General features: G+C 72.3%; 23 protein-coding genes. 13 read left to right on the top strand and 10 right to left on the bottom strand.

The annotated features are described in order from the left end of the window. Positions 1-319: 319 nt before the first annotated feature. The 3 genes from ABT122_RS30205 to ABT122_RS30195 form a co-directional block, all read right to left on the bottom strand. Positions 320-1,171, bottom strand: a complete 852-nt coding sequence (locus ABT122_RS30205) for an enoyl-CoA hydratase/isomerase family protein (protein ID WP_351558750.1) — start codon at positions 1,169-1,171, stop codon at positions 320-322. Between the two features lie 60 nt (positions 1,172-1,231). After that, positions 1,232-2,323: an adenylate/guanylate cyclase domain-containing protein gene (locus tag ABT122_RS30200; protein WP_351558756.1), complete on the bottom strand. Its 1,092-nt coding sequence runs from the start codon at positions 2,321-2,323 to the stop codon at positions 1,232-1,234. Positions 2,324-2,619: 296 nt separating this feature from the next. Further along, the gene (locus ABT122_RS30195; RefSeq protein ID WP_351558748.1) at positions 2,620-3,474 is read right to left on the bottom strand and encodes a biotin--[acetyl-CoA-carboxylase] ligase; all 855 of its coding nucleotides are present in this window, start codon (positions 3,472-3,474) and stop codon (positions 2,620-2,622) included. A gap of 252 nt (positions 3,475-3,726) precedes the next feature. On the opposite strand from ABT122_RS30195, the gene ABT122_RS30190 reads away from it, so the two are divergent. The 4 genes from ABT122_RS30190 (at position 3,727) to ABT122_RS30175 (ending at position 6,627) form a co-directional block, all read left to right on the top strand. After that, positions 3,727-5,310, top strand: coding sequence for an acyl-CoA carboxylase subunit beta (locus tag ABT122_RS30190; protein ID WP_351558746.1), 1,584 nt, complete (start codon positions 3,727-3,729; stop codon positions 5,308-5,310). A gap of 47 nt (positions 5,311-5,357) precedes the next feature. After that, positions 5,358-5,570: an acyl-CoA carboxylase epsilon subunit gene (locus tag ABT122_RS30185; RefSeq protein WP_351558744.1), complete on the top strand. Its 213-nt coding sequence runs from the start codon at positions 5,358-5,360 to the stop codon at positions 5,568-5,570. Between the two features lie 301 nt (positions 5,571-5,871). After that, on the top strand, positions 5,872-6,000 hold the full coding sequence (gene mmpB / locus ABT122_RS30180) for a morphogenic membrane protein MmpB (RefSeq protein WP_351558743.1): 129 nt from the start codon (positions 5,872-5,874) through the stop codon (positions 5,998-6,000). Positions 6,001-6,012: 12 nt separating this feature from the next. Continuing rightward, positions 6,013-6,627 (top strand): Maf family protein, encoded by a 615-nt coding sequence (locus tag ABT122_RS30175; protein WP_351558742.1) that lies wholly within the window; start codon positions 6,013-6,015, stop codon positions 6,625-6,627. A 50-nt stretch (positions 6,628-6,677) separates the two neighbouring features. Here ABT122_RS30175 and ABT122_RS30170 read toward each other — a convergent pair whose 3' ends face one another. Continuing rightward, positions 6,678-7,139, bottom strand: a complete 462-nt coding sequence (locus ABT122_RS30170) for a hypothetical protein (RefSeq protein ID WP_351558740.1) — start codon at positions 7,137-7,139, stop codon at positions 6,678-6,680. Between the two features lie 420 nt (positions 7,140-7,559). Here ABT122_RS30170 and ABT122_RS30165 point away from each other — a divergent pair, with 420 nt between their 5' ends. Together ABT122_RS30165 and ABT122_RS30160 are read left to right on the top strand one after the other, a co-directional pair. Next, positions 7,560-9,314, top strand: coding sequence for an acetyl/propionyl/methylcrotonyl-CoA carboxylase subunit alpha (locus ABT122_RS30165; protein WP_351558738.1), 1,755 nt, complete (start codon positions 7,560-7,562; stop codon positions 9,312-9,314). Positions 9,315-9,510: 196 nt separating this feature from the next. Further along, positions 9,511-10,104, top strand: coding sequence for a TetR/AcrR family transcriptional regulator (locus ABT122_RS30160; RefSeq protein WP_351558736.1), 594 nt, complete (start codon positions 9,511-9,513; stop codon positions 10,102-10,104). 544 nt (positions 10,105-10,648) lie between these two features. On the opposite strand, the gene ABT122_RS30155 is transcribed toward ABT122_RS30160, so the two are convergent. Next, entirely contained in the window at positions 10,649-11,620 is a 972-nt protein-coding gene (locus ABT122_RS30155; RefSeq protein ID WP_451066836.1) for a DeoR/GlpR family DNA-binding transcription regulator, read from the bottom strand. Positions 11,621-11,842: 222 nt separating this feature from the next. Then, the gene (locus ABT122_RS30150) at positions 11,843-13,282 is read right to left on the bottom strand and encodes an NAD(P)H-quinone dehydrogenase (protein ID WP_351558754.1); all 1,440 of its coding nucleotides are present in this window, start codon (positions 13,280-13,282) and stop codon (positions 11,843-11,845) included. A gap of 277 nt (positions 13,283-13,559) precedes the next feature. Here ABT122_RS30150 and ABT122_RS30145 point away from each other — a divergent pair, with 277 nt between their 5' ends. The 4 genes from ABT122_RS30145 (at position 13,560) to ABT122_RS30130 (ending at position 18,606) form a co-directional block, all read left to right on the top strand. Continuing rightward, positions 13,560-13,997, top strand: coding sequence for a gamma-glutamylcyclotransferase family protein (locus ABT122_RS30145; protein ID WP_258785081.1), 438 nt, complete (start codon positions 13,560-13,562; stop codon positions 13,995-13,997). Between the two features lie 138 nt (positions 13,998-14,135). Further along, positions 14,136-14,954, top strand: a complete 819-nt coding sequence (locus tag ABT122_RS30140) for a purine-nucleoside phosphorylase (RefSeq protein ID WP_351558752.1) — start codon at positions 14,136-14,138, stop codon at positions 14,952-14,954. A gap of 256 nt (positions 14,955-15,210) precedes the next feature. Continuing rightward, the gene (locus tag ABT122_RS30135; protein WP_351558733.1) at positions 15,211-16,851 is read left to right on the top strand and encodes a phospho-sugar mutase; all 1,641 of its coding nucleotides are present in this window, start codon (positions 15,211-15,213) and stop codon (positions 16,849-16,851) included. A gap of 537 nt (positions 16,852-17,388) precedes the next feature. Further along, positions 17,389-18,606 carry a putative hexosyltransferase gene (locus tag ABT122_RS30130; RefSeq protein ID WP_351558731.1) on the top strand — a complete coding sequence of 406 codons (1,218 nt, stop codon included), beginning with the start codon at positions 17,389-17,391 and terminating at the stop codon, positions 18,604-18,606. A gap of 3 nt (positions 18,607-18,609) precedes the next feature. On the opposite strand, the gene ABT122_RS30125 is transcribed toward ABT122_RS30130, so the two are convergent. Next, positions 18,610-19,230: a PH domain-containing protein gene (locus ABT122_RS30125; RefSeq protein ID WP_351558729.1), complete on the bottom strand. Its 621-nt coding sequence runs from the start codon at positions 19,228-19,230 to the stop codon at positions 18,610-18,612. A gap of 163 nt (positions 19,231-19,393) precedes the next feature. On the opposite strand from ABT122_RS30125, the gene ABT122_RS30120 reads away from it, so the two are divergent. Both ABT122_RS30120 and ABT122_RS30115 read left to right on the top strand, forming a co-directional pair. After that, entirely contained in the window at positions 19,394-19,804 is a 411-nt protein-coding gene (locus tag ABT122_RS30120) for a hypothetical protein (RefSeq protein WP_351558727.1), read from the top strand. Positions 19,805-19,874: 70 nt separating this feature from the next. After that, positions 19,875-20,042, top strand: a complete 168-nt coding sequence (locus ABT122_RS30115; protein WP_351558725.1) for a hypothetical protein — start codon at positions 19,875-19,877, stop codon at positions 20,040-20,042. Positions 20,043-20,637: 595 nt separating this feature from the next. On the opposite strand, the gene ABT122_RS30110 is transcribed toward ABT122_RS30115, so the two are convergent. The 3 genes from ABT122_RS30110 to ABT122_RS30100 form a co-directional block, all read right to left on the bottom strand. Further along, positions 20,638-21,198, bottom strand: a complete 561-nt coding sequence (locus ABT122_RS30110) for a DinB family protein (protein ID WP_351558723.1) — start codon at positions 21,196-21,198, stop codon at positions 20,638-20,640. 314 nt (positions 21,199-21,512) lie between these two features. Then, positions 21,513-21,980 carry an NUDIX hydrolase gene (locus tag ABT122_RS30105; RefSeq protein ID WP_351558721.1) on the bottom strand — a complete coding sequence of 156 codons (468 nt, stop codon included), beginning with the start codon at positions 21,978-21,980 and terminating at the stop codon, positions 21,513-21,515. Continuing rightward, positions 21,967-22,728 carry an XRE family transcriptional regulator gene (locus tag ABT122_RS30100; RefSeq protein ID WP_351558720.1) on the bottom strand — a complete coding sequence of 254 codons (762 nt, stop codon included), beginning with the start codon at positions 22,726-22,728 and terminating at the stop codon, positions 21,967-21,969. Before ABT122_RS30100 ends, ABT122_RS30105 begins: the two co-directional genes overlap by 14 nt. A 224-nt stretch (positions 22,729-22,952) precedes the next feature. Between ABT122_RS30100 and ABT122_RS30095 the strand changes: the two genes are divergently transcribed. Beyond that, complete coding sequence (locus ABT122_RS30095; RefSeq protein WP_351558718.1) at positions 22,953-23,174, top strand: hypothetical protein; 222 nt, start codon at positions 22,953-22,955, stop codon at positions 23,172-23,174. Positions 23,175-23,248: the final 74 nt, after the last annotated feature.

Here is a 23,248-nt window from a genome sequence, read left to right as displayed (position 1 = left end):
GGACCATTCAGCCCCTCCGGCGATTGAGGAGCGGGGGTTCGGGGGCTGGCCCCCGACCGTGGCCCGCAGCATGCGGGCACCTGTGGACCAGCGTCCGTCCTCAAGCGCCGGACGGGCTGAAACTGCTCGGGTCACCCGCGGCACAGGCTCCGCCCTCAAGCGCCGGACCGGCTGAAACTGCTCGGGGCACCCGGGGCACAGGGGGGCCGTCCTCAAACGGCGGACGGGCTGGAGATGCCCGGGGCGCAGGGGGCGGCACCGGGCGGCGGGGTGCGAGAGGCGAGTGTTCGGGGTGGACCGAGGCCGCGGGCCGCGGGGGTCATTCGCCCGGCCAGCGCGGGCTGCGCTTCTCGTTGAAAGCCGCCACCCCCTCCCCCCGGTCCCCCGAGAACGCCACCGCCCGCCACGCCGCATCCTCCACCTCCAGCCCCGCCCGCAGATCCACCCCCTGCCCCAGCCGCAGCGCCCTCTTCGCGGCACGCAACCCCACCGGCGAGTTCGCGGCGATCCGGGCCGCCAGCGCCAGCGCCTCCGTACGGGCGTCGCCCTCGGCGAGCAGGTCGACCAGCCCCAACTCCCGCGCCTCCGGCGCCTCCACCCGGCGGGCCGTGAAGATCAGCTCCGCCGCCCTGGCCGCGCCCACCCGGCGCGGCAGCAGCTGGGTGCCGCCACCCCCGGGGATGACCCCCACGGAGACCTCCGGCAGCCCCACCACGGTGCTCGCGTCACCGACGATCACATCGCAGGCGAGCGCCAGCTCGTACCCCCCGCCCAGCGCGAAGCCGTGCACCGCCGCGACGGCCGGCATCGGCAGATCGAGGACCCCGGTGTACGCGGCACGGGCGGTGGGCCGCTGGCGCACCAGCTCGGCGTCGGTGAGGGAGTTGCGCTCCTTGAGGTCCGCCCCGACGCAGAAGGCGCGGTCGTGCGTGGAGGTGAGCACCACCACCCGTACCCCCGGGTCGTCCGCGAGCGCCGCGCACGCGTCGGCGAGGGAGCGGGCCATGGCGGAGGAGACGGCGTTCATGGCGCGCGGCCGGTCGAGCACCAGCTCGGCGACATGGTCGCGGACGCGGACGAGGACGTACTCCCCGAACCGCTGCCCGCCCTCCGCCCCGGCCTCCGGCCCTGCGCCCGGCTCGTACCGCTGCTCGTCATCGGAATCGGACATCAGGGCACCCTCCCGGTTAACGACGGTTCACCGGATCATAGGGGCACCCCCACGGGCGCGTCAGGGTCTGCGGGAGAGCAGCCAGGGCTCCACGACCCCGAGCCCGCGCACCGGCCGCTGCCACATCGGCTGGAGCGCGAAGCGGTACGCGGGCGCCTGCCCGCCCTCCTTCTCCGCCGCTGCCGCCTCCTCGGCGGCCAGCGCCTCCGACGCGGGCGCGTCCCCCGTGCGGATCAGCCCCTCGGCGAACGCCCCGTCCACCAGGACGGCGTCCTTCGGCGCTATCGACGTGAGCCGGCTCGCCAGGTTCACCGTGGTGCCGAAGACATCGCCCATCCGCGTCGTGACCGTGCCGAAGGCGATCCCGACCCGCAGGGCGGGCATCGTCTCGTCCTGGGTCATGGCGTCTATCAGCCGGAGCGCGATCTCGGCGGCGGTGCCCGCGTCGTCCGCCGCGTACAGCACCTCGTCCCCGAGGGTCTTGATCAGCCGGCCGCCGTGGGCCGCGACCAGATCAGCCGATGTGGTCTCGAAGGCCTCGACCAGCTCGCCCAGCTCCTCCTCCTCCAGACGGCGGGTCAGCCGGGTGAAGCCGACCAGGTCGGCGAAGCCCACCGCGAGCCGGCGGTCGACCATCTCCTCGTCGTCCGCCGCCTGCACCACCCGGCCGGTCGCCGCCGCGAGCTGCCGGCGCCAGACGTAGCGCAGAAACTCCTCCAGCTCCGGCAGCAGCAGTTCGATCAGCGGATAGGTGACCTCGGTACGGGTCATCCCGGGCTCGGGCGGCTCGGTCAGCCCCTCCAGGAAGGAGTCGATCTGCCACTCCGCCAGCCGGGCGGTGGTCTGCCCGGTCGAGCGCGCCACCTGGATCGCCATGGGCTCGCTGAGCAGCCCCGCCTCCACCAGACCGGCGAGCCGCCGCAGGGCCAGCACATCGGCCTCGGTGAGCGCCTTCGCCTGGCCGATGTCGGCGAAACCCATCGCCCGCCAGAAACGGGAGGCCAGCTCCATGGAGACACCGGCGGTGCGGGCCGCCTGGAAGGGGGTGTAGCGGCGGTCCGCGCCGAGGATCAGCGCTTCGAGCCGGATGGCGAGCGGGTCGTCGGTGGGCTCGGCGGTGTGGTCGACCGCGTGGTGCGGCGTCGGATGCACCGACGAGCCGGACGCGCCGGAGGACCCGGACGGGCCCCCGGGGGCGCCGCCCGCGGCCCCGGGGTCCGGGGCGGCGCGGCGGGACGGGCCCGGCGGCGGAACGGACCCATCGGACGCGCTCGCGCCGGATGTGGTGTCGTCGCCGGTCACCAGCCGCCTCCTGCCCGTTCCCTGCGCACTGTTCTGCCGTTCTCGATCTGTCGCTCGATCGCCTCAACGATACGGCAGGTGTGCCCTGGCTCACGTCCCCGTGGCCGTTCGGGTTCATCCGGCGGGCCGCACGGCGGGCCCGGGGCTCAGCCGGCCGGCCGCAGATGGACGATGTCGCCCGCGCCGACCGCCTCCCGCTCCCCGTTCTCCAAGGTCAGCACCAGTCTCCCGGCCCCGTCCAGCGCCACCGCCTCCCCGGTCAGCGAACGGTCCCCCGGCAGCTGCGCCCGTACCGTGCGGCCCAGGGTCGCGCACCCCGCCGCGTAGGCGGGCTGGATCTCCGAGAGCGCCGGGTCGCCGCCGGCCGCGCGCCACTTCCCGTACCACTGCTCCAGGGAGCGCAGCACGGCCCGCAGCAGCGGGTCGCGGTCGGTGGAGACGGCGTTCGCGAGGGCGAGCGAGCCCGCCGTGGGGACGGGCAGCTCATCGGAGCGGAGGGTGACATTGACGCCGATGCCGATCACCACGGCGTCGTCACCGGCCCGCTCGGCGAGGATGCCGCCGGCCTTGCGCTCCTGGCCGTCGACCTTCACCAGCAGGTCATTGGGCCATTTGAGGGAGGTGTCCACGCCGGCGGCCCGGCTCAGCCCGGTCGCGGTGGCGACCCCGGCGAGCAGCGGCAGCCAGCCCCACTGTTCGACGGGCACGCCGGGGCCGGGCCGCAGCACCACGGAGAGGAAGATCCCCGAGCGCGGCGGCGCGGACCAGGTCCGGTCGAGCCGGCCCCGGCCGGCGGTCTGCTCCTCGGCGACGAGCACCGCGCCCTCGGTGAGCGGGGTGCGGCGCACCAGGTCGGAGTTGGTGGAACCGGTCGTGGGCACGACATCGAAGGAGGTCCACAGCCCGGCGGGGCGGAGCAGGGCGCGGCGCAGCGCGGCGGTGTTCAGCGGCGGGCGGTCCAGGTCGGACCAGCGGCCGGGGGGCGCATTCTCTGGCGTCATGCAAGCCAGGTTAGGTGTGGTAAACGCCGCACTGCCGAACCGTATCCACGCCGATACGCTACGACTCGGTAGCTCAGCGGACGACAGCATTCAGCCGAGTCGCCGTACCGCTCAGCAGCCCCAGCAGCCCCGCAGCCCCGCAGCCCCAGCGTTACGCGAACACCACCCACCAAGGCAGCAGCACGCCACCGAGCCAGCCGCACAGCCGCTCAGCCGCACCGACGGCTGACCAGCCAGGGGAGCCGCATCCCGATGTCCGAGCCGGAACAGACCGACCTCCACACCACCGCAGGAAAGATCGCGGACCTTCGGCGCCGCGTCGACGAGGCCACCCACGCCGGCTCCGCCCGGGCGGTGGAGAAGCAGCACGCCAAGGGCAAACTGACGGCCCGTGAGCGAGTGGATCTGCTGCTGGACGAGGACTCCTTCGTCGAGCTGGACGAACTGGCCCGGCACCGCTCCACCAATTTCGGCCTGGAGCGCACCCGCCCGTACGGGGACGGGGTGGTCACCGGCTACGGCACGGTCGACGGGCGCCCGGTCGCCGTCTTCTCGCAGGACTTCACGGTCTTCGGCGGGGCGCTCGGCGAGGTCTTCGGACAGAAGATCATCAAGGTGATGGACTTCGCCCTGAAGACGGGGTGCCCGGTCATCGGCATCAACGACTCCGGGGGCGCCCGCATCCAGGAGGGGGTGAGCGCGCTCGGGATGTACGGGGAGATCTTCCGCCGCAACACCCACGCCTCCGGGGTCATCCCGCAGATCTCGCTGGTGGTGGGCCCGTGCGCGGGCGGCGCCGTCTACTCCCCGGCGATCACCGACTTCACGGTGATGGTGGACCAGACCTCGCACATGTTCATCACGGGACCGGATGTCATCAAGACGGTCACCGGCGAGGACGTGGGCTTCGAGGCGCTCGGCGGCGCCCGCACCCACAACACGACCTCGGGCGTGGCGCACCACATGGCGGGGGAGGAGAAGGACGCCATCGAGTACGTCAAGTCCCTGCTCTCCTATCTCCCGTCGAACAATCTCTCCGAGCCGCCCGCCTTCCCCGAGGAGGCCGACCTCGCGCCCTCGGCCGAGGATCTGGAGCTGGACTCCCTGATCCCGGACAGCGCGAACCAGCCGTACAACATGCACACGGTCATCGAGCATGTGCTGGACGAGGGCGAGTTCCTGGAGACGCAGGCGCTGTTCGCGCCGAACATCGTCACCGGCTTCGGGCGGGTGGAGGGGTTCCCGGTCGGGATCGTGGCCAATCAGCCGATGCAGTTCGCGGGCTGTCTGGACATCAACGCCTCCGAGAAGGCGGCCCGGTTCGTCCGCACCTGCGACGCCTTCAACGTCCCGGTGCTGACCTTCGTCGACGTCCCCGGGTTCCTTCCCGGGGTGGACCAGGAGTACGGCGGGATCATCCGCAGGGGCGCCAAGCTGATCTACGCCTACGCCGAGGCGACCGTGCCGCTGATCACGGTCATCACCCGCAAGGCGTTCGGCGGCGCGTACGACGTGATGGGCTCCAAGCACCTGGGGGCCGATCTCAATCTCGCCTGGCCCACCGCGCAGATCGCGGTGATGGGTGCCCAGGGCGCGGTGAGCATTCTGCACCGCCGGACGATCGCCGCCGCCGACGACCCGGAGGCGGTGCGGGCCGAGCTGATCCAGTCGTACGAGGACACTCTGCTCAACCCGTACACGGCGGCCGAGCGCGGCTATGTCGACGCGGTGATCCTGCCGTCGGACACCCGGGCGCAGATCGTGCGGGGCCTGCGGCAGCTGCGGAACAAGCGGGAGAGCCTGCCGCCGAAGAAGCACGGGAACATTCCCCTGTAGGCCGGCGCTTCCCCCACCGTGGTGACCCTCACCGGAAAGGCAGCTCGATGATCAAGGTCGTACGGGGCAATCCCACCCCGGAGGAGTTGGCCGCCGCCCTCGCGGTGGTCCGGGCGCGGGCCGCTGCCTCGGCGGGGGCCGGGGCGGCGGAGGGCGCCGCGCCGCCGCCCCAGCAGTGGTCGGACCCGGCGATGGTCGCCCGTGGCCGGCACCCGCTGCCGGGCCCCCGGGCCTGGGCCCGCACCTACTGGCCGGTGTAGCGGACCGCTCCAGCACCGCTCCGAGGCCCCACCGGGTGTGCCCGGGCCCCGCCGGGGATCGGCCGGGGGTACGCCGGAGCCGCGCCGGGCCGCTCCGGAGCGCTGCGAAAGCCCCGCCCGAGCCCGGCCCAAGAGGGGCCCGGGCCCCGCCGGACCCCCTGGCGGGGCGCGCTCCCCGACGGCGCGCTCGCGGGCTCTATCACGCGATTCGAACAGCCTTCGGTATGTGCTCCGGACCACCCGGCCGGTTGAGTACCCGTACTCAGGCGCGGCCCCGGCGGCCGGGCGCACCATCGGAGACATGCTGTGGTCGGACCCCGAGAACGAGCCCCCGAAGGAACTGCGGGAGACCCAGGCGATGATGCGCCGGGCGGGCCTGCTGCTCGCGCTGGCCATGGTCCTTGGGATGTTTGTCATCGGTCTGCGCTGAGCGCCGCCTACCATGGCGTGCATGACCGCCCGAACCCCGCGACTGGTACTCGCCTCCGCCTCCCCCGCCCGTCTGCGTCTGCTGCGTGAGGCGGGGTTCGCGCCCGAGGTGATCGTGAGCGGTGTCGACGAGGACGCCCTGAGCGCCCCGACACCCGCCGAGCTGGCCCTGGTCCTCGCGGAGGCCAAGGCCGCCGTGGTGGCCGCCCGGCCGGACGCCGCCGGCGCGCTGGTCATCGGCTGCGACTCGGTGCTGGAACTGGATGGCGAGGCGCTGGGCAAGCCCGCCGACGCCGAGGAGGCCACCGCCCGCTGGAAGGCGATGCGCGGGCGCTCGGGGGTGCTCCAGACCGGGCACTGTGTCACCGACACCACCACCGGGCGGATCGCCTCGGCGACCGCGTCGACGACGGTCCGCTTCGGCGAGCCGACGGACGCGGAGATCGCCGCCTATGTCGCCAGCGGGGAACCGCTGCACGTGGCGGGCGCGTTCACCCTGGACGGCCGCTCGGCGCCGTTCATCGACGGGATCGACGGCGACCACGGCAATGTCATCGGACTGTCGCTGCCGCTGCTGCGGGTGCTCCTGGCGGAGCTGGGCCACTCGGTCACCGATCTGTGGGCCTAGGGAGTTTCTTTCGGATCGGGCCGGATCGGTGAGCGGGGCCCGGGCGCCGCTCAGGGAGCGGCGGGCCGGGGCGGGGCCGGTTCGGGCACGGCGGCGGGCGCCCGGTCCGCTCCGGCGCGGAACTGCTTCCCGTAGGCGACCAGGACGGCCACCACCCCACCCATCCCCACCATCAGCACCGCGAAGGCAGACCACCCCACCAGCCCCACCGTCACCGCGCCCAGCACGGCGTGCACCACGGCGGCGGCGATCAGCAGCACCCGGCCGGCGCGGCCGGGCGCCCGGTCCCGTACCCCCGCGAGCAGGGAGACCAGCGCGCACCCGGCCAGGAAGACCCCGGCCGCGCCGCCCGCCACCCAGGTCCCGGCGGCCGTCGCGGCCGGGTCCAGCCCGTCCAGTGACATGCTCTGGCCGTCCACGAACGTCGCGAGGACCCCGTGGATCACCACCAGTCCGACGGCCTCCACCAGCAGGACCAGCGCGGCCACGACCGCGATCGGTCTGCGTATCACAACGCCCCCCAACCCGTTGGTCACCGTGAGTGCCCAACGACGACAGCGCGCACGCTACTAACGGGTAAACCCGGCCACAAGGGCCCCGGCACACACCTGTCAAGCTTCCGCCACCGCAGTCACCGCAACGGGCCCCACAGCGGGCCCCGTGGCTGACACCGCCGCAAAGAATCACTCGCCCGTTCGTAGGGACCCCACAAAGAAACACGTCCGGCGGCTGGGCTCCCGAACAGAGACCTGCGCCACACAACACGGCTACGCTGCATGACGGAAGCCCGTCGTACCGTGGTGCGACAAGGGATTTCGCGACTTGCGCGAGCCTCGAATCACGCTCCGTGTGGGCAAGCTCACCAATGGGGACGGGTCGAAAGGCCGTGTCGGTAGTCCCTAAACTCAGCTTGTTTCAAGGAGGGAGCCATCGTGCGCAAGGTGCTCATCGCCAACCGTGGCGAAATCGCTGTCCGCGTTGCCCGTGCCTGCCGGGATGCCGGAATCGCGAGCGTAGCCGTCTACGCCGATCCGGACCGGGACGCGCTGCACGTCCGCGCGGCGGACGAGGCGTTCGCCCTGGGCGGTGACACACCGGCCGCCAGCTATCTCGACATGGGCAAGGTCCTCCAGGCAGCCAAGGACTCCGGGGCGGACGCGATCCACCCCGGTTACGGCTTCCTCTCCGAGAACGCCGAGTTCGCCCAGGCCGTCATCGACGCCGGGCTGACCTGGATCGGACCGCCGCCGTCCGCGATCCGCGACCTGGGCGACAAGGTCGCCGCCCGCCATATCGCCCAGCGCGCCGGCGCCCCGCTGGTGGCCGGCACCCCCGACCCGGTCTCCGGCGCCGACGAGGTCGTCGCCTTCGCCGAGGAGCACGGTCTGCCGATCGCGATCAAGGCCGCCTTCGGCGGCGGCGGGCGCGGTCTGAAGGTCGCGCGCACCCTGGAGGAGGTCCCGGAGCTGTACGACTCCGCCGTCCGCGAGGCCGTCGCGGCCTTCGGCCGGGGCGAGTGCTTCGTCGAGCGCTATCTCGACCGGCCCCGCCACGTCGAGACCCAGTGCCTGGCCGACCAGCACGGCAATGTCGTCGTCGTCTCCACCCGCGACTGCTCCCTCCAGCGCCGCCACCAGAAGCTGGTCGAGGAGGCGCCCGCGCCCTTCCTCTCCGACGAGCAGAACGCGGAGCTGTACGCCGCCTCCAAGGCCATCCTCAAGGAGGCGGGCTACGCCGGCGCCGGCACTGTCGAGTTCCTCGTCGGCACCGACGGCACCATCTCCTTCCTGGAGGTCAACACCCGCCTCCAGGTGGAGCACCCGGTGACCGAGGAGGTCACCGGCATCGACCTGGTCCGCGAGATGTTCCGGATCGCCGACGGCGAGGAGCTGGGGTACGGCGACCCGGCCGTGCGCGGTCACTCCTTCGAGTTCCGGATCAATGGCGAAGACCCCGGCCGGGGCTTCCTGCCCGCCCCCGGCACCGTCACCCTCTTCGCCCCGCCGACCGGCCCCGGTGTCCGCCTGGACGCGGGGGTGGAGTCCGGCAGCGTCATCGGCCCCGCGTGGGACTCGCTGCTCGCCAAGCTCGTCGTCACCGGCGCCACCCGCGAGCAGGCGCTCCAGCGCGCCTCCCGCGCGCTGGCCGAGTTCCAGGTCGAGGGCATGGCCACCGCCATCCCCTTCCACCGCGCCGTGGTGGTCGACCCGGCCTTCACCGCCGACCCGTTCCGTGTCCACACCCGGTGGATCGAGACCGAGTTCGTCAACGAGATCCCGGCCTTCACCGCCCCGGCGGAGGCCGACGCCGAGGACGAGCCCGGCCGCGAGACCGTGGTGGTGGAGGTGGGCGGCAAGCGCCTGGAGGTCTCCCTGCCGTCCTCCCTCGGCATGACCCTGGCCCGCACCGGTCTGGCCGCGGGCGCCAAGCCCAAGCGCCGCGCCGCGAAGAAGTCCGCGTCCGCCGCGTCCGGCGACACCCTCGCCTCCCCCATGCAGGGGACGATCGTCAAGATCGCCGTCGAGGAGGGCCAGCAGGTCCAGGAGGGCGATCTGATCGTCGTCCTGGAGGCCATGAAGATGGAGCAGCCCCTCAACGCCCACCGCGCGGGCACCGTCAAGGGCCTCAGCGCGCAGGTCGGCGCCTCCGTCTCCTCCGGCGCGGCCATCTGCGAGATCAAGGACTGAGCCCCGGCCCCTTCTCTGTCGGCCCTCGTCGGAAGGGGCCCGCGCGACCGGTGTTCGACTCCGGGCGGCGGGCCCCTTCCGCCGTGGCGGCGGGGCGGCGGCCGGGGCGGTGGCATCCTGTCACTCCGGCCGGGTGACGGCCGGCGCGCGCCCGGGAGAACCGGACGGACCGGACGGACCCAGGGAGGACCGCACGATGGCGACCAGTACGGTGGGCTCGGCCCGCCCCATGCGGGCCGATGCCCGCCGCAACTACGAACGGCTGCTCACCGAGGCCCGTGCGGTCTTCGCCGAGCACGGCACGGACGCCTCCCTGGAGGAGATCGCCCGCCGCTCGGGCGTCGGCATCGGCACGCTGTACCGGCACTTCCCGAACCGCCAGGCCATGATGAACGCCGTGTTCGGGGAGGCCGTGGACGCGCTCCTCGAACGGTCGCACCAGCTGGAGCACGCGGCGCGGCCCTGTACGGCGCTGATCGAGTGGCTGCGCGCGCTCATCGCCCACACCAGTGAGTACCGGGGGCTCTCCGGGGCGCTGATGTCGGCGGCGCAGGACGAGAGTTCGGCGCTGGCACAGTGCTGTGTGCCGCTGCGCGAGGCCGGGGACCGGCTGCTGCGGCGGGCCCGGGAGGCGGGGTCGGTGCGGGGCGATGTCTCGGTGGACGATCTGATGCAGCTCACCAAGGCCATCGCCCTGGCCGGCGAGCAGTCCCCGGACGACCCCGCACTGCCGGACCGGCTGCTGAATCTGACACTGCGGGGGCTGCGCCCGGACGGTACGGGGATCTGACGGGGCGCGCGGGCTGCTCATCTGGGCAGCCTGAACCGGGTTCTCGGGACAGCGAGTCCCAGGGCGCCTTCCGGCAGCGGATACGGATCGACCGACGCGGCGGGTCGACGCGGCGACGCGGGGTGCAGGGCCGGGCGCGCGGGGTGCAGGGCCGGGCGCGCGGGCCGCTCGTCCAGGCACCCTGAACCGGACTCTCGGCAGTACGGATCGACCGACGCCGCGGGTCGACGCGGGCGCGGGCGCGCGGGCCGCTCGTCCGGACAACCTGAACCCGGCTCTCGGGACAGCGAGTCCCAGGGCGCCTTCCGGCAGCGGATACGGATCAGCCGACGCGGCGGCACGGGCGCGGCGCGGCAGGACACGAGCACCGGTCGGTAACGGCTCATCCGCGCTGAACGGTCGGTGGGAAGCACCAGCGGGCGATCGGCTCTGCGTGGTGCCGCGAGGAGCCGCGAGCCGCGAGCGGGACGATCACCACAGAGGCCGGCTGCTCCGCGCGCGGCCCTCCACCGGCCTCGGACGCGGCGCGACCGTCCGGAGGAGTTCAGCGGCGGCGGAGGTCCGCCATCCTGGCGCCGCGCTCCACCGCTCCCGTGCCGCCGCCCCCCACCCCCGGCTCAAGTCCGCCCGCGGGGTTGAGCCGCTGCGGACCCGGACCGGCGCCTCCCCGGGTGCGGCGCTGCCCCGGGAGCGGCACATCGCGGCGCGGTGGCCGCCCCGGAGCCGTATCGCCCTCGCCGGACGGCGGGGACTGCGGCGGCGACGCGGCACCCGTGCCCGCCACCGCGATCTGTACGCCCTGGTCGGCCAGGGCCTGGAGTTCGGTGGCCGCCCGGTCGTCGTGGGCCGGGGGCTCGTCGGTGACCAGCCGGGTGATCACATCGGTGGGCACGGTCTGGAACATCGTGTCGGCGCCGAGCTTGGTGTGATCGGCGAGGACCACCACCTCGGCCGCCGCCTGCACCAGCGCCCGGTCGACGCTCGCCGAGAGCATGTTGGAGGTGGAGAGGCCCCGCTCGGCGGTCAGCCCGCTGCCGGAGAGAAAGGCGCGGGAGACCCGCAGCCCCTGGAGCGACTGCTCCGCCCCGCTGCCGACCAGGGCGTAGTTGGAGCCGCGCAGCGTGCCGCCGGTCATGACGACCTCGACCCGGTTGGCGTGGGCGAGCGCCTGGGCGACGAGCAGGGAGTTGGTGACGACGGTCAGTCCGGGGACCCGGGCGAGCCTGCGGGCCAGCTCCTGGGTGGTGGTGCCCGCGCCGACGACGATGGCCTCGCCCTCGTCGACGAGGCCGGCGGCGAGATCGGCGATCGCCGTCTTCTCCGCGGTGGCGGACAGGGACTTCTGCGGAAAGCCGGACTCCCGGGTGAAGCCGCCCGGCAGTACCGCACCGCCGTGCCGGCGGTCGAGGAGTCCTTCGGCCTCCAGCGCCCGCACATCCCGCCGTACGGTCACTTCGGAGGTCTGGACGACGCGGGCGAGCTCACGGAGCGACACGGCCCCGTTGGCACGCACCATTTCAAGGATCAATTGGCGACGTTCTGCAGCGAACACGAAACTGACAGTAACCTGAGCGGCCGATAGTTTTCAGCACTATGCGCCGAATAACAAGTAATGCGCTCACCATGGCCCGTCAAGTGGTATGAGCGCGCACCGGAGATGGCCACCAAACGATCACACCCGGACGGCGGGCCCGGGGCGCGCGGAGCCGGTCCGCGGCCCCGCGCCGGACCCCGGCGGTCAGCCCTCGCCGGTGGCCTTGCGGGTGTGCAACTGCCGTGCCACCTCGGCAATCGAGCCGGACAGGGAGGGGTAGACGGTGAAGGCGTTGGCGATCTGCTCCACCGTCAGATTGTTGTCGACCGCGATCGAGATCGGGTGGATCAGCTCGCTCGCGCGCGGCGCCACGACGCATCCGCCGACCACGATCCCCGTACCCGGCCGACAGAAGATCTTCACAAAACCGTCCCGAATACCCTGCATCTTCGCGCGGGGGTTGCGCAGCAGCGGCAGCTTGACGGCCCGTGCATCGATCTTGCCCGCGTCGACATCCGCCTGGCTGTAACCGACGGTGGCGATCTCCGGGTCGGTGAAGACATTGGAGGAGACGGTCTTCAGGTTCAGCGGGGTGACCGCGTCGCCGAGGAAGTGGTACATCGCGATGCGGCCCTGCATGGCCGCGACCGAGGCGAGCGCGAAGACCCCGGTGACGTCACCGGCCGCGTACACGCCCGGAGCGCTGGTGCGGGAGACCCGGTCGGTCCGGATGTGCCCGGAGTCCTTGAGCCGTACGCCCGCCTCCTCCAGACCCATGCCCGCGGTGTTGGGGATCGCGCCGACCGCCATCAGGCAGTGGCTGCCGGAGATGACCCGGCCGTCGGAGAGGGTGACCTCGACCCGGTCGCCGACCCGCTTGGCGGACTCGGCGCGGGAGCGGGCCATGACGTTCATCCCGCGGCGGCGGAAGACGTCCTCCAGGACGGCGGCGGCGTCCGGGTCCTCACCGGGGAGCACCCGGTCCCGGGAGGAGACCAGGGTGACCCGGGAGCCGAGCGCCTGGTAGGCGCCGGCGAACTCGGCGCCGGTGACGCCGGAGCCGACCACGATCAGCTCTTCGGGCAGCTCGTCCAGGTCGTAGACCTGGGTCCAGTTGAGGATGCGCTCGCCGTCGGGCAGCGCGTCGGGGATCTCGCGGGGATGGCCGCCGGTGGCGATCAGCACGGCGTCGGCGACCAGGGTCTCCTCGGTGCCGTCGGCGGCCCGGACGACGACCTTGCGGGAGCCGTCGGTGGCCTGCCGGCCGTCCAGCCGGCCCCGGCCGCGCACCACGCGCGCGCCGGCCCGGGTCACGGAGGCGGTGATGTCGTGCGACTGCGCCAGCGCGAGCCGCTTCACCCGCCGGTTCACCTTGCCGAGGTCCACGCCCACGACCCGGGCCGACTGCTCCATCGGCGGGGTGTCGTCGGCGACGATGATGCCCAGTTCCTCGTAGGACGAGTCGAAGGTGGTCATCACCTCCGCCGTGGCGATGAGGGTCTTGGAGGGCACACAGTCAGTCAGTACGGACGCGCCGCCGAGGCCGTCGCAGTCGACGACGGTCACCTCCGCGCCGAGTTGGGCGCCCACCAGGGCCGCCTCGTATCCGCCGGGTCCGCCGCCGATGATCACGATCCGGGTCACTGGGGTCACGCCTCGCGCTCTCGTTGCTGCCGGGTGGGCCGGGGCGGTGTCGTCCCGCTGGGCGGTCCCACTGAGGGGCTGGAGTACGTACCCCATTGTCCCGCACGCTTCAAGCTGCTCGCCCCCGGGGCCTCCTTCGGTGTCCGGGGCTCCCCACAGGGGACCACGCGGGTGCCCGGAGCCGCCGCTCAGGGGGTCCGCCGGGGTGCCGGCCCCCCGCCCGGGGGACCACGCCGCGCAGGGCGACCACCCGGGCCCCTCCCGTACCCTCAATCCCATGTCGCTCTACGCCGCGTACGCCGGCAACCTCGACGCGCGGCTGATGACCCGCCGCGCACCGCACTCCCCGCTGCGCGGCACGGGCTGGCTCAACGGCTGGCGGCTGACCTTCGGCGGCGAGCAGATGGGCTGGGAGGGGGCGCTGGCCACCATCGTGGAGGCGCCGCGCTCGCAGGTCTTCGTCGCGCTCTACGACATCGCGCCGATGGACGAGGACTCGATGGACCGCTGGGAGGGTGTCGGCCTGGACATCTACCGGCGGATGCGGGTCCGGGTGCACACCCTGGACGGCGAGGAACCCGCCTGGGTGTATGTGCTGAACGGATACGAGGGCGGGCTGCCGTCGGCCCGCTATCTGGGCGAGATCGCGGACGCGGCGGACTCGGCGGGCGCGCCGCACGACTATGTGATGGAGCTGCGCAAACGGCCCTGCTAGGGCCCTCTCCGCTTCCCCGGCCGCGGCTTCCCGGCCGGCTTTCGTGGGAAACGACAAGACAACGATCCGAGGACCGTACGCTGCTGCATCTACGCGCGTAGGGATTCAGCGGTTACCCTCATTCGCGTGAACGCACATGTGAATCCGGACCTCGACGGCGCTACCGCCGACCCCCACCAGACGGCCGGTGCCGCCGCCGCGCGCCTGCGCGAGCTGACCGGCGCCGAGACGCACGACGTGGCTTTGGTGATGGGCTCCGGCTGGGCACCGGCCGTGGACGCGCTCGGCGCGCCCGAGGCGGAGTTCCCGGTCACCGAACTGCCCGGCTTCCCGCCGCCCGCGGTCGAGGGCCACGGCGGCAAGATCCGCTCGTACCGCATCGGCGACAAGCGCGCGCTGGTCTTCCTCGGCCGTACCCACTATTACGAGGGCCGCGGCGTGGCCCCCGTCGCCCACGGTGTGCGCACCGCGGTCGCGGCCGGCTGCAAGACCATCGTCCTGACCAACGGCTGCGGCGGTCTGCGCGAGGGCATGCGCCCGGGTCAGCCGGTGCTGATCAGCGACCACATCAACCTCACCGCGACCTCGCCGATCATCGGCGCGAACTTCGTGGACCTCACCGACCTCTACTCGCCGCGGCTGCGCGCGCTGTGCAAGGAGGTGGACTCCTCCCTCGAAGAGGGGGTGTACGTCCAGTTCCCCGGCCCGCACTACGAGACGCCCGCCGAGATCAACATGGTCCGTGTGCTCGGCGGCGACCTGGTCGGCATGTCCACCGTCCTGGAGGCCATCGCGGCCCGTGAGGCGGGCGCCGAGGTGCTGGGCATCTCCCTGGTCACCAATCTGGCCGCGGGCATGTCGGGCGAGCCGCTCAACCACGAGGAGGTCCTCCAGGCCGGCCGTGACTCGGCGGCCCGGATGGGCGAGCTGCTGACAAGGGTCCTCGCGCGGCTCTGAGCCGGAGCGGGCCGGGGGCGGCGGGGGCGGGAGCCCGGGGCGGCAGGGGTCGCCCCGGTCCTCCCCGCATCCGCCGCGCCCGGCCGGGAACCGGCTTTCCCGGCCCCGGGACGGCTCCCGGGACAGCTCCCGGCCACCCGAGGTCACCGGAACGACCTTCCCCTGCCCGGTTCCGTCATCACGGCCACCACCCACCCCGGCCGATGATGGACCCCCGGCACCAGAAGACACACGGAACACGAGAGGCGGAGCGACCGTGCAGCAGGACCTCATCGCGCGGGCCCGGGCATGGCTGGCGGAGGACCCGGATCGGGAGACCCGGGACGAGCTGGCCGAGCTGATCCGGACGGAGGCCGCGGACGAGCTGGCCGCACGGTTCAGCGGCACCCTCCAGTTCGGTACGGCGGGACTCCGCGGCGAGCTGGGCGCGGGCCCCATGCGGATGAACCGCGCCGTGGTGATCCGCGCCGCCGCCGGCCTCGCCGCGTACCTCAGGGCCCGGGGCCAGGGCGACGGCCTGGTCGTCGTCGGCTACGACGCCCGCTACAAGTCGGCCGACTTCGCCCGGGACACCGCCGCGGTGATGACCGGGGCCGGGCTGCGCGCCGCCGTGCTGCCGAGGCCGCTCCCCACCCCCGTACTGGCGTTCGCCATAAGGCAGCTGGGCGCGGTGGCCGGGGTCGAGGTCACCGCGAGCCACAATCCGCCCCGGGACAACGGCTACAAGGTCTACCTCGGCGACGGCTCCCAGATCGTGCCGCCCGCCGACGCGGAGATCGCCGCCGAGATCGACGCGATCCGCAGCCTGGCCGACGTCCCCCGCGCCGACTCCGGCTGGGAGACCCTGGGCGAAGAGGTCCTGGACGCCTATCTGGCCCGTACCGACGCCGTGCTGGCCCCCGGCTCCCCCCGCACCGCCCGCGTCGTCTACACGGCCCTGCACGGCGTCGGCAAGGACGTCCTGACGGCGGCCTTCGCGCGGGCCGGGTTCCCGGCGCCCGTCCTCGTACCGGAACAGGCGGAGCCCGATCCGGCGTTCCCGACGGTGGCCTTCCCCAACCCGGAGGAGCCGGGCGCGATGGATCTCGCGTTCGCGACCGCCCGCCGGGCCGCCCCCGACATCGTGATCGCCAACGACCCGGACGCGGACCGCTGCGCCGTCGCCGTCCCGGCCGGCGGTGACTGGCGGATGCTCCGCGGCGACGAGGTCGGCGCCCTCCTCGCGGCCCACCTGGTCCGCGCCGGCGCGCGCGGCACCTTCGCCGAGTCGATCGTCTCCTCCTCCCTGCTGGGCCGGATCGCCGAGGCCGCGGGCGTCGGGTACGAGGAGACGCTGACGGGCTTCAAGTGGATCGCCCGCGTCGAGGGACTGCGGTACGGATACGAGGAGGCGCTCGGCTACTGCGTCGACCCCGAGGGCGTGCGCGACAAGGACGGCATCACGGCGGCGCTGCTCATCGCCGAACTGGCCTCCGTCCTGAAGGAGGAGGGCCGCACCCTCACCGACCTGCTCGACGACCTGGCGGTGGAGCACGGTCTGCACGCCACGGACCAGCTCTCGGTCCGCGTCCAGGACCTGGGGGTCATCGCCGACGCGATGTCCGCCCTCCGCGCCGCCCCGCCCGCCGCGCTGGCGGGCCTGACGGTGACCGCCGCCGAGGATCTGACCCGGGGCACCGGCTCCCTCCCGCCGACGGACGGTCTGCGCTACCACCTCGACGGCGAGTACCGCGCCCGGGTGATCGTCCGTCCGAGCGGGACCGAGCCCAAGCTGAAGTGCTATCTGGAGGTCGTGGTCCCGGTGACCGCCCACGCGGGCCTGCCGGCGGCGCGCGAACGGGCCGCGGAGGTGCTGGCGCTGCTGAAGCGGGATGTGGCGTCGGCGGCGGGGATCTAGTCCCGGGCTCGGCCGGGGACCCGGGCTCGGCCAGGGACCCGGGCTCGGCCAGGGACCCGGGCCTCGGGGAGCCCGGGGCCTGCGGGAGCCGGGGGCCCGCGAGAGCCGGGGCCCGCCCGGACCGCCGGGCTTCCGGTTCGGGGCCCAGGGCTGCCGGCTTCCGCTCCCGGGGGCTCATGGTCTGCCGAGCCTCCATTCCCGGACCCGAGGTCTGCCGGCCTCCCGGCCTGGACTCCCCCGGTAATCGGGGTCTTCACCGCGCCAGGCGGGCCCCGGAGCCCCGGGCCCTCCGGGCTTCGCCCCGGGAGCCGGCCGCCCGGCCGCCGAGAAACCGGGAGCCGGGAGCCGAACGCCCGGCCGCCGAGTTCCCGGGAGCCGGCAGTCCGGGGACCCCGCCCGTCCTCCGGGACTCGTACCGGAGGAGACGCGCACCGTACGGGTGAATCTCCCCCGGCTCCCGTGCAGCGCACCCCTCTCCTCCGCGCGGTCGGGCAAGGGTGGGCCCGGTAGTGATGGCCGACCCCAGGAGCGCAGCCGTTGTCCCCCGCGTCCCCCGCCGCGACCGCTCACGCCTTCGTCCCCGCCTCCCGCAGCCCCCAGGCCCCGGGGGGCGGCGGCGCACCGGAGCCCGGCGGCCGGCTGCTGCGCTCGCTCCGGTACGCCGGGCCCGCGCTGGCGGCGTATCTGGCGGTACGGCTCTGTGGGCTGCTGGTCCTGGCCCGGCTGGCGCACACCAAGGGCCACGGGGTGTGGCCGACCCTCGCCACCTCATGGGACTCGCACTGGTACCTGGGCATCGCGGCCGACGGGTACGCGGAGGCGCTCGGCACCCGCGTCAACGACAACAACCTCGCCTTCTTCCCGCTCTACCCCCTGCTGGTGAAGGCCCTCGCCACGGTGATTCCCGGTTCGCGGGCGTCGGTGGGCCTGCTGGTCGCGGTCGTCGCGTCGTTCGTGGCGGCGTGGGGGGTCTTCGCGGTCGGTGACCTGCTGTACGGGCGCCGCACGGGCACGCTGCTCACGGTGGTGTGGGGCGCGCTGCCGGTGGCGGCCGTGCAGTGGATGGGCTATACGGAGTCGCTGTTCACGGCCCTGTCCGCGTGGGCGCTGTACGCCGCGCTGGGGGACCGCTGGCTCTGGGCGGGCGCGCTGGCGTCGCTGGCGGGGCTGACCCGTCCGACGGGGGTCGCGGTGGCGGCGGCGGTCTCCCTCGCGGCGCTGCTGTCGTGCCGCCGCTCACCCCCGGGCCGGCGGGCGGCGGCGGTGACGGGCGCGGCGGTGGCCCCGCTGGGCTGGCTGGCGTATGTGGCGTGGGTGGGGGCGCGGGTGGGCCGCTGGGACGGGTACTTCGCGGTCCAGCGGCTGTGGAAGAACGAGTGGGACGGGGGCCGGGCGACCCTGCTGGAGCTGCGCCAGCAGCTGGTGTACGCGAGCCGCCCCCCGCTGTTCCTGCTGATCGTCTCGGCCGTGCTGATCGTCTCGGCCGTGCTCTATCTGCTCTGTCTGACCGACCGCCAGCCCCTGCCGCTGCTGGTCTTCACCGGGGTGCTGCTGCTGGTGGTGCTGGGCAGCGCGGGCGTGTACTTCCCCCGGGCCCGCTTCCTGCTCCCGGGCTTCCCCCTGCTGCTCCCCCTGGCCCGGGCGCTTGCCGGGGCGAGGAGCACGGCGACGGTGGGGGTGGTGCTGGTGGCGGCGGCCCTGCTGTCGGCGTGGGCGGGGGCCCATATGCTCCTGGTCTGGCCGGGCCCGCCGTAACCCTCAGCCGATGGCGAAGAGGACGGCCAGGAGCACGAGCCCCGCGACGGCCGGCGCGATCAGCTCGTACGCCCAGCGGGTCCGCACCTCGCCCTGCGCACCCGGCCGGGTGGCATGGTGCTCGGCGAGGAGCCGCAGCTCACGAATGGTCTGGTCCGCCTGCGCCATCCTCGGCTCGGGCTCGGCGGTGCCGACCCCGGAGGCGTGCGAACGGTCCCGCTTCGTCTGCTGCCGGTTGGCGCGCTTGCGCTGCCGCAGCGACACGGGAACGGCCCACATCTGGTACTTGTCGCCGTCCTTGGTGAAGACCTCGCTCGAATACCCGGCCCGGAAGTCCTCGACGGCCCCCCAGGGCAGCACGACGGAGCGGAACGGGTTCCGCACCCGCACCCGGTCGTCATTGACGAAGACGGCCGGCCGGAGCGTGAAGGCGACGACCAGCGGCACGGCGACCAGCGCGACGGCCACGGCGAACCAGGGCGTCCGCCCGGCCCCCCGGACGACGGCGTCCCCGGCGAGCCAGAGGATGAGCCCGAGCAGCAGCACACCACCGGCCATCCCGGCGGGCGACCGGAAGACCCGATCGGCGTAGGAGGGCTCTGCGGGCGACTGCGAGCTGGTCATACCCCCGATTCTGCCCCACGGCCCACAGGGGGCGCGCCCCGGGCGCCCACGCTCCCTCCGGGGGTGGTGTGTCCGGGCACCCGGTGATGGGCAGAAGGTCTGCGTGATCTGTCAGCTCTCGCTCCTAGACTGGCCGGGCCGCCACGAGAGGAAATGATCACCCATGCGCCCGCAGAGATTCCAGGGATTCGTCATCGACCTGGCCAAGAACAACCCCACCGCGATCCAGGTGCAGACACTCGCCGACGCGGGTGACGACAAGACTCCCTGCGGGGTCGCCGTCACCACCGCTGCGGGTGTCTCCCGGTGGGGCATCGTGGGCCAGCTCCCGGACGGTGCCAAGCACGAGGGATTCGACGACTCCCCGGTCAACGGGGACCCGATCGCCCCCGGGGACGCGCCCCAGGCGACCGACGCCCCCGAGGCGTGGTTGGCGGCGCTGCTCGCTCACTCCGAATCGCCCGAGATCGCCGGGATCGAACGCTGGTCGACTCGCGAGGAGGTCCGCCCCAACTACTACGGACTGACCGTCCGATTCCACAACTCCGCCAGAGTCTTCGTCCGCCTCCTCTGAATCCCCGCCGCGGCCCGGCCGGGGAGTGCACCACCAGTCGGCATTCACCTCACTGAAGGAGTGTCCTGGCATGGAACGCACCTGCGCCCGCCCCGGCAACCGTTTCGACCCGGCCCGCTGTGACGGCTCCTGCCCGGTCTGCGGTGCCATCGTCGGCTCACCCACCGGCTCGCCCACCACCATCCACCAGGGTTCCGACGGGTCCACCTGCTCGGGCACCAACCAGCCGGCGACCTGATACGGCCGAGAGCGGGCATCGCCGCAGTCCCCACCCGCGCGGGGATGGAATCGGGCGAGCTGCCGGACACACTCACACCATCCGCGAAGCCGGGCTCCCGAACTGATGGCGAAGCGCGCCGACAGAATCGAGGCTGCCGCGGCAGGGCGGAACGACATCCCCGGCGCGCTCACCCGGTGGACGCCGCGCGCCGGACCCGACGAAGGCGATCCGTTGCCGCGAACTCGCGATAGCATCCGCGGCCTGTCAACGGCCCCAGGAGCGGCTACCGCATGACCACTCGTGCCGTGACCGGACACATGGACCTGACGACGGTCGCCGGCGTTCCCCTCATCCGGACAAGCCCTGCACGGCCTGCTCCGCCCCCACGGCCCCGACTTCTCCGGTTTCTCCCTGCGTCGCCGCCGGCTCGGACAGCCTCTTCGCGCAGAAACCCGCCATCTCGGCGAGAGCGAACCCCTCGGCCCCCGCCGGCCACTCCCGGAACATTCCGAAACCGCTGTACGACCACGAGACGTCCGGGAGGTTCAGGCCCTCGGCATCGGGATGGAGCGAGAGCCCCACCGTGTCCTCCCCTCCCGCACCCGGAGCCCCGTCACTGACCGACCCTTCCGTCCACGCACTCGCGCAGCAGATCGGCGTGCCCGCAGTGACGGGCGTACTCGTCGATCCGGTGCACCATCAGCTCCCGGATCACGATCCCCTCCCTCCCCACGCGCTCGCCCAGATCCGTGTGCTTGGCCAGCTCGGCGTCGGTCGCCGCCTGCTCGCGCTCCAGATCGGCGTACGCGGCGTCGACCTCCGCGCGGTCGGCGACGGCTCCGTCGAAGTCCGCGTCCCGCTCGCCGTACAGCTTCGGCACCGGGTCGCCGTCGGTGATCCAGTTGCGCCAGTCCCGCTCCACCTCGGCGAGGTGCCGCACCAGCCCGAGCAGCGACATCGTCGACGGCGGAACCGACCGCCGGGCCATCTGCTCCGCGTCCAGCCCCTCGCACTTCATCCGCAGGGTCAGGCGGAAGCTCGCCAGGAAGTCCCGCAGCGTCGCCGGCTCACCCTCCGCGCCGGACCCTTCACTGTCGCGGGGGTCGTTGTCCGGGTCGACCCACATGTCCGGGTAGACGGTGGCCTGGGTCCAGCGTGCGGGTTGGTCGGTCATGCGCGCCATGTTCGCCGGGCGGGGCTCGGGCCCGCCACTCCTTTACGGCCGGGCGCTCACGGAAGCGGCCCGGCGTGCCGCGCCCTCCGGCCACACCCCGTCCACCGGCAGCCCGGCGGAATGCTCCCGTCGGTCAGATCCCTGTGTCCGGTCACAGCCGGGATGGGGGTCGGGGTCCTGGTCGCGGCACACCCGCCGAGTGGGCCTCGGACGCGTGGGCCCGTGCCGTGGTGTCCCTCTGCCTCGCCGCCTGACGCGGTGAGCCCCCGTGCTCGCTGCCCAACAGGGGCGGCGGGTGTGGGGACGTTTCCAATTCAGCGCAGCGCCGGCATATTCCCGTCACGCCAATCGTCAATCCGCTTACGAATACTAGGAACCATAGGCAGGTTTTCTGTTTCCGCAATTGTGAACCAGTCCACTTCAGTCGACTCACCCGAGGCCGACAAAGCCCCCCCGGCCGGATGAGCAAGAAAACAGATGGAGAATTCCTGTCGCACCTCTCCATCACTGTAGGAAAACACGTGCCCGGGATTTGTGTACGTACCAACAATGCCAACGAGTCTGACATTGAGCCCAGTTTCCTCCAGCGTCTCACGTACCGCGCAGTCGGGAAGCGACTCTCCAATATTCATGGCGCCGCCAGGAAGCGCCCACATCCCATTATCGATTCTCCGCTGGAGCAGTATGCGTCCAATTTCATCGACCACGATTGTCGATGCAGCAGGAATCAGACTATTCGCCGTCGGAGCGCACGGATCATTCTCGTAGTCACGCCTCGCCATGGCCGCCCTCTCCCCAAACATCTGTGCCACGACTCCAAATTTCCTCTACATGCGAAGCGAAGCGATCGAATATTCCATCATTCTGATGTCGGCGCAGATGCAATGTCGGAGCATCATGTCCGACTCGATGCGTGAGAAGCGGGGTCACGATCATATCGTGATCAAAACGGAATACCGACAGATGAGAATGACCTTCGCTATACCGTGCACCAATACCCAATTCGCCTCTTACTTTCTCCAACTCGGATAGCGTCACGCGAATGCGCGTTGCGAGAGTGAGCGGTACATTCTCCTGCGCCTCACGTTCGCGAGTCAGGGCACTGTCGGGATCGCCAATAATAAAGCGCACCCTGCATCCATTCCTTGCCTTTTTTCGCAACAGTTCTCCGAATTGCGACTGTTCGAGCCACAGAAAATAATTAGTGTAGCCGGCGAACGTCAACTCCTCCTCCGCCTTGGATATCAAAGAACTCCAGAGAGACGTGGGGCAATTGGAGCGGTACGGGTAGACGGAAACCACTTCCCTGTCAGGTCCAACCTTGATTGCCCTGCTCGCTGCCGCAGGCCACAACGTCGTTTCTTCCTCTCCGAGTTCTTCACAAATCAACCAGCGGTGCCGGGCTCGCGGTACCCGTCCCGGCTCGGTGATCCACCTGCCGACTGTCTTGATGTCGACACCGCAGCGCTCAGCCAACTGCCTGTCACTCACACGTGTTTTGGCCATGGCGTGACGCAGAGCTTCGTTCAAGATCAACCTCTGGGACGTTAGGGACGAATTTTTACCGTAGGCCATTTCCGTGCCGAACGTCCGGCGATCAGAGTAGAAACGTCCCCCGGGACGCGAAACGGTTGCGGTATGACGGATCTGACCAGCGCTGATGCTGATCTCACCGATAGCGACCGCCGCCCTCGTTCCCTTGAGCCGTCCCTCTCCGGGCTGTCGCCCCGTGTTCGACAGACAGGCCGACTGGCGTGAAGCTCTTACGTATTCGACGACCCTGGTGTCTGTGGTGGCTGACCCCACGGGGTCGTGAGCACCGTCGGCTCCGCGCCGAGCTGCGCCGGCTGGAGAACGATCCCGACTATGCCGACCGGTGGCGCGCTGAACTCGCCGAGGGTTGGCGGCAGCTCCGGTTCGAACGGGCGCTGGAGACTCTGCTCCTCGACCTGGCAGACGGCGGTGACCGGCCGTGAACCGCATCCCGGAGCGGGAGTTCCACTACTTCGCCGCGGTGTCCGCGGAAGGGCCCGTGGTCGGCACCGGTGAG

The sequence above is a fragment of the Streptomyces sp. NPDC001985 genome, from assembly GCF_040296845.1.
GTDB lineage: Bacteria > Actinomycetota > Actinomycetes > Streptomycetales > Streptomycetaceae > Streptomyces.
The sequence above is the reverse complement of the archived record's forward strand: the minus strand, read 5'-3'. Positions and strand labels throughout refer to the sequence as shown.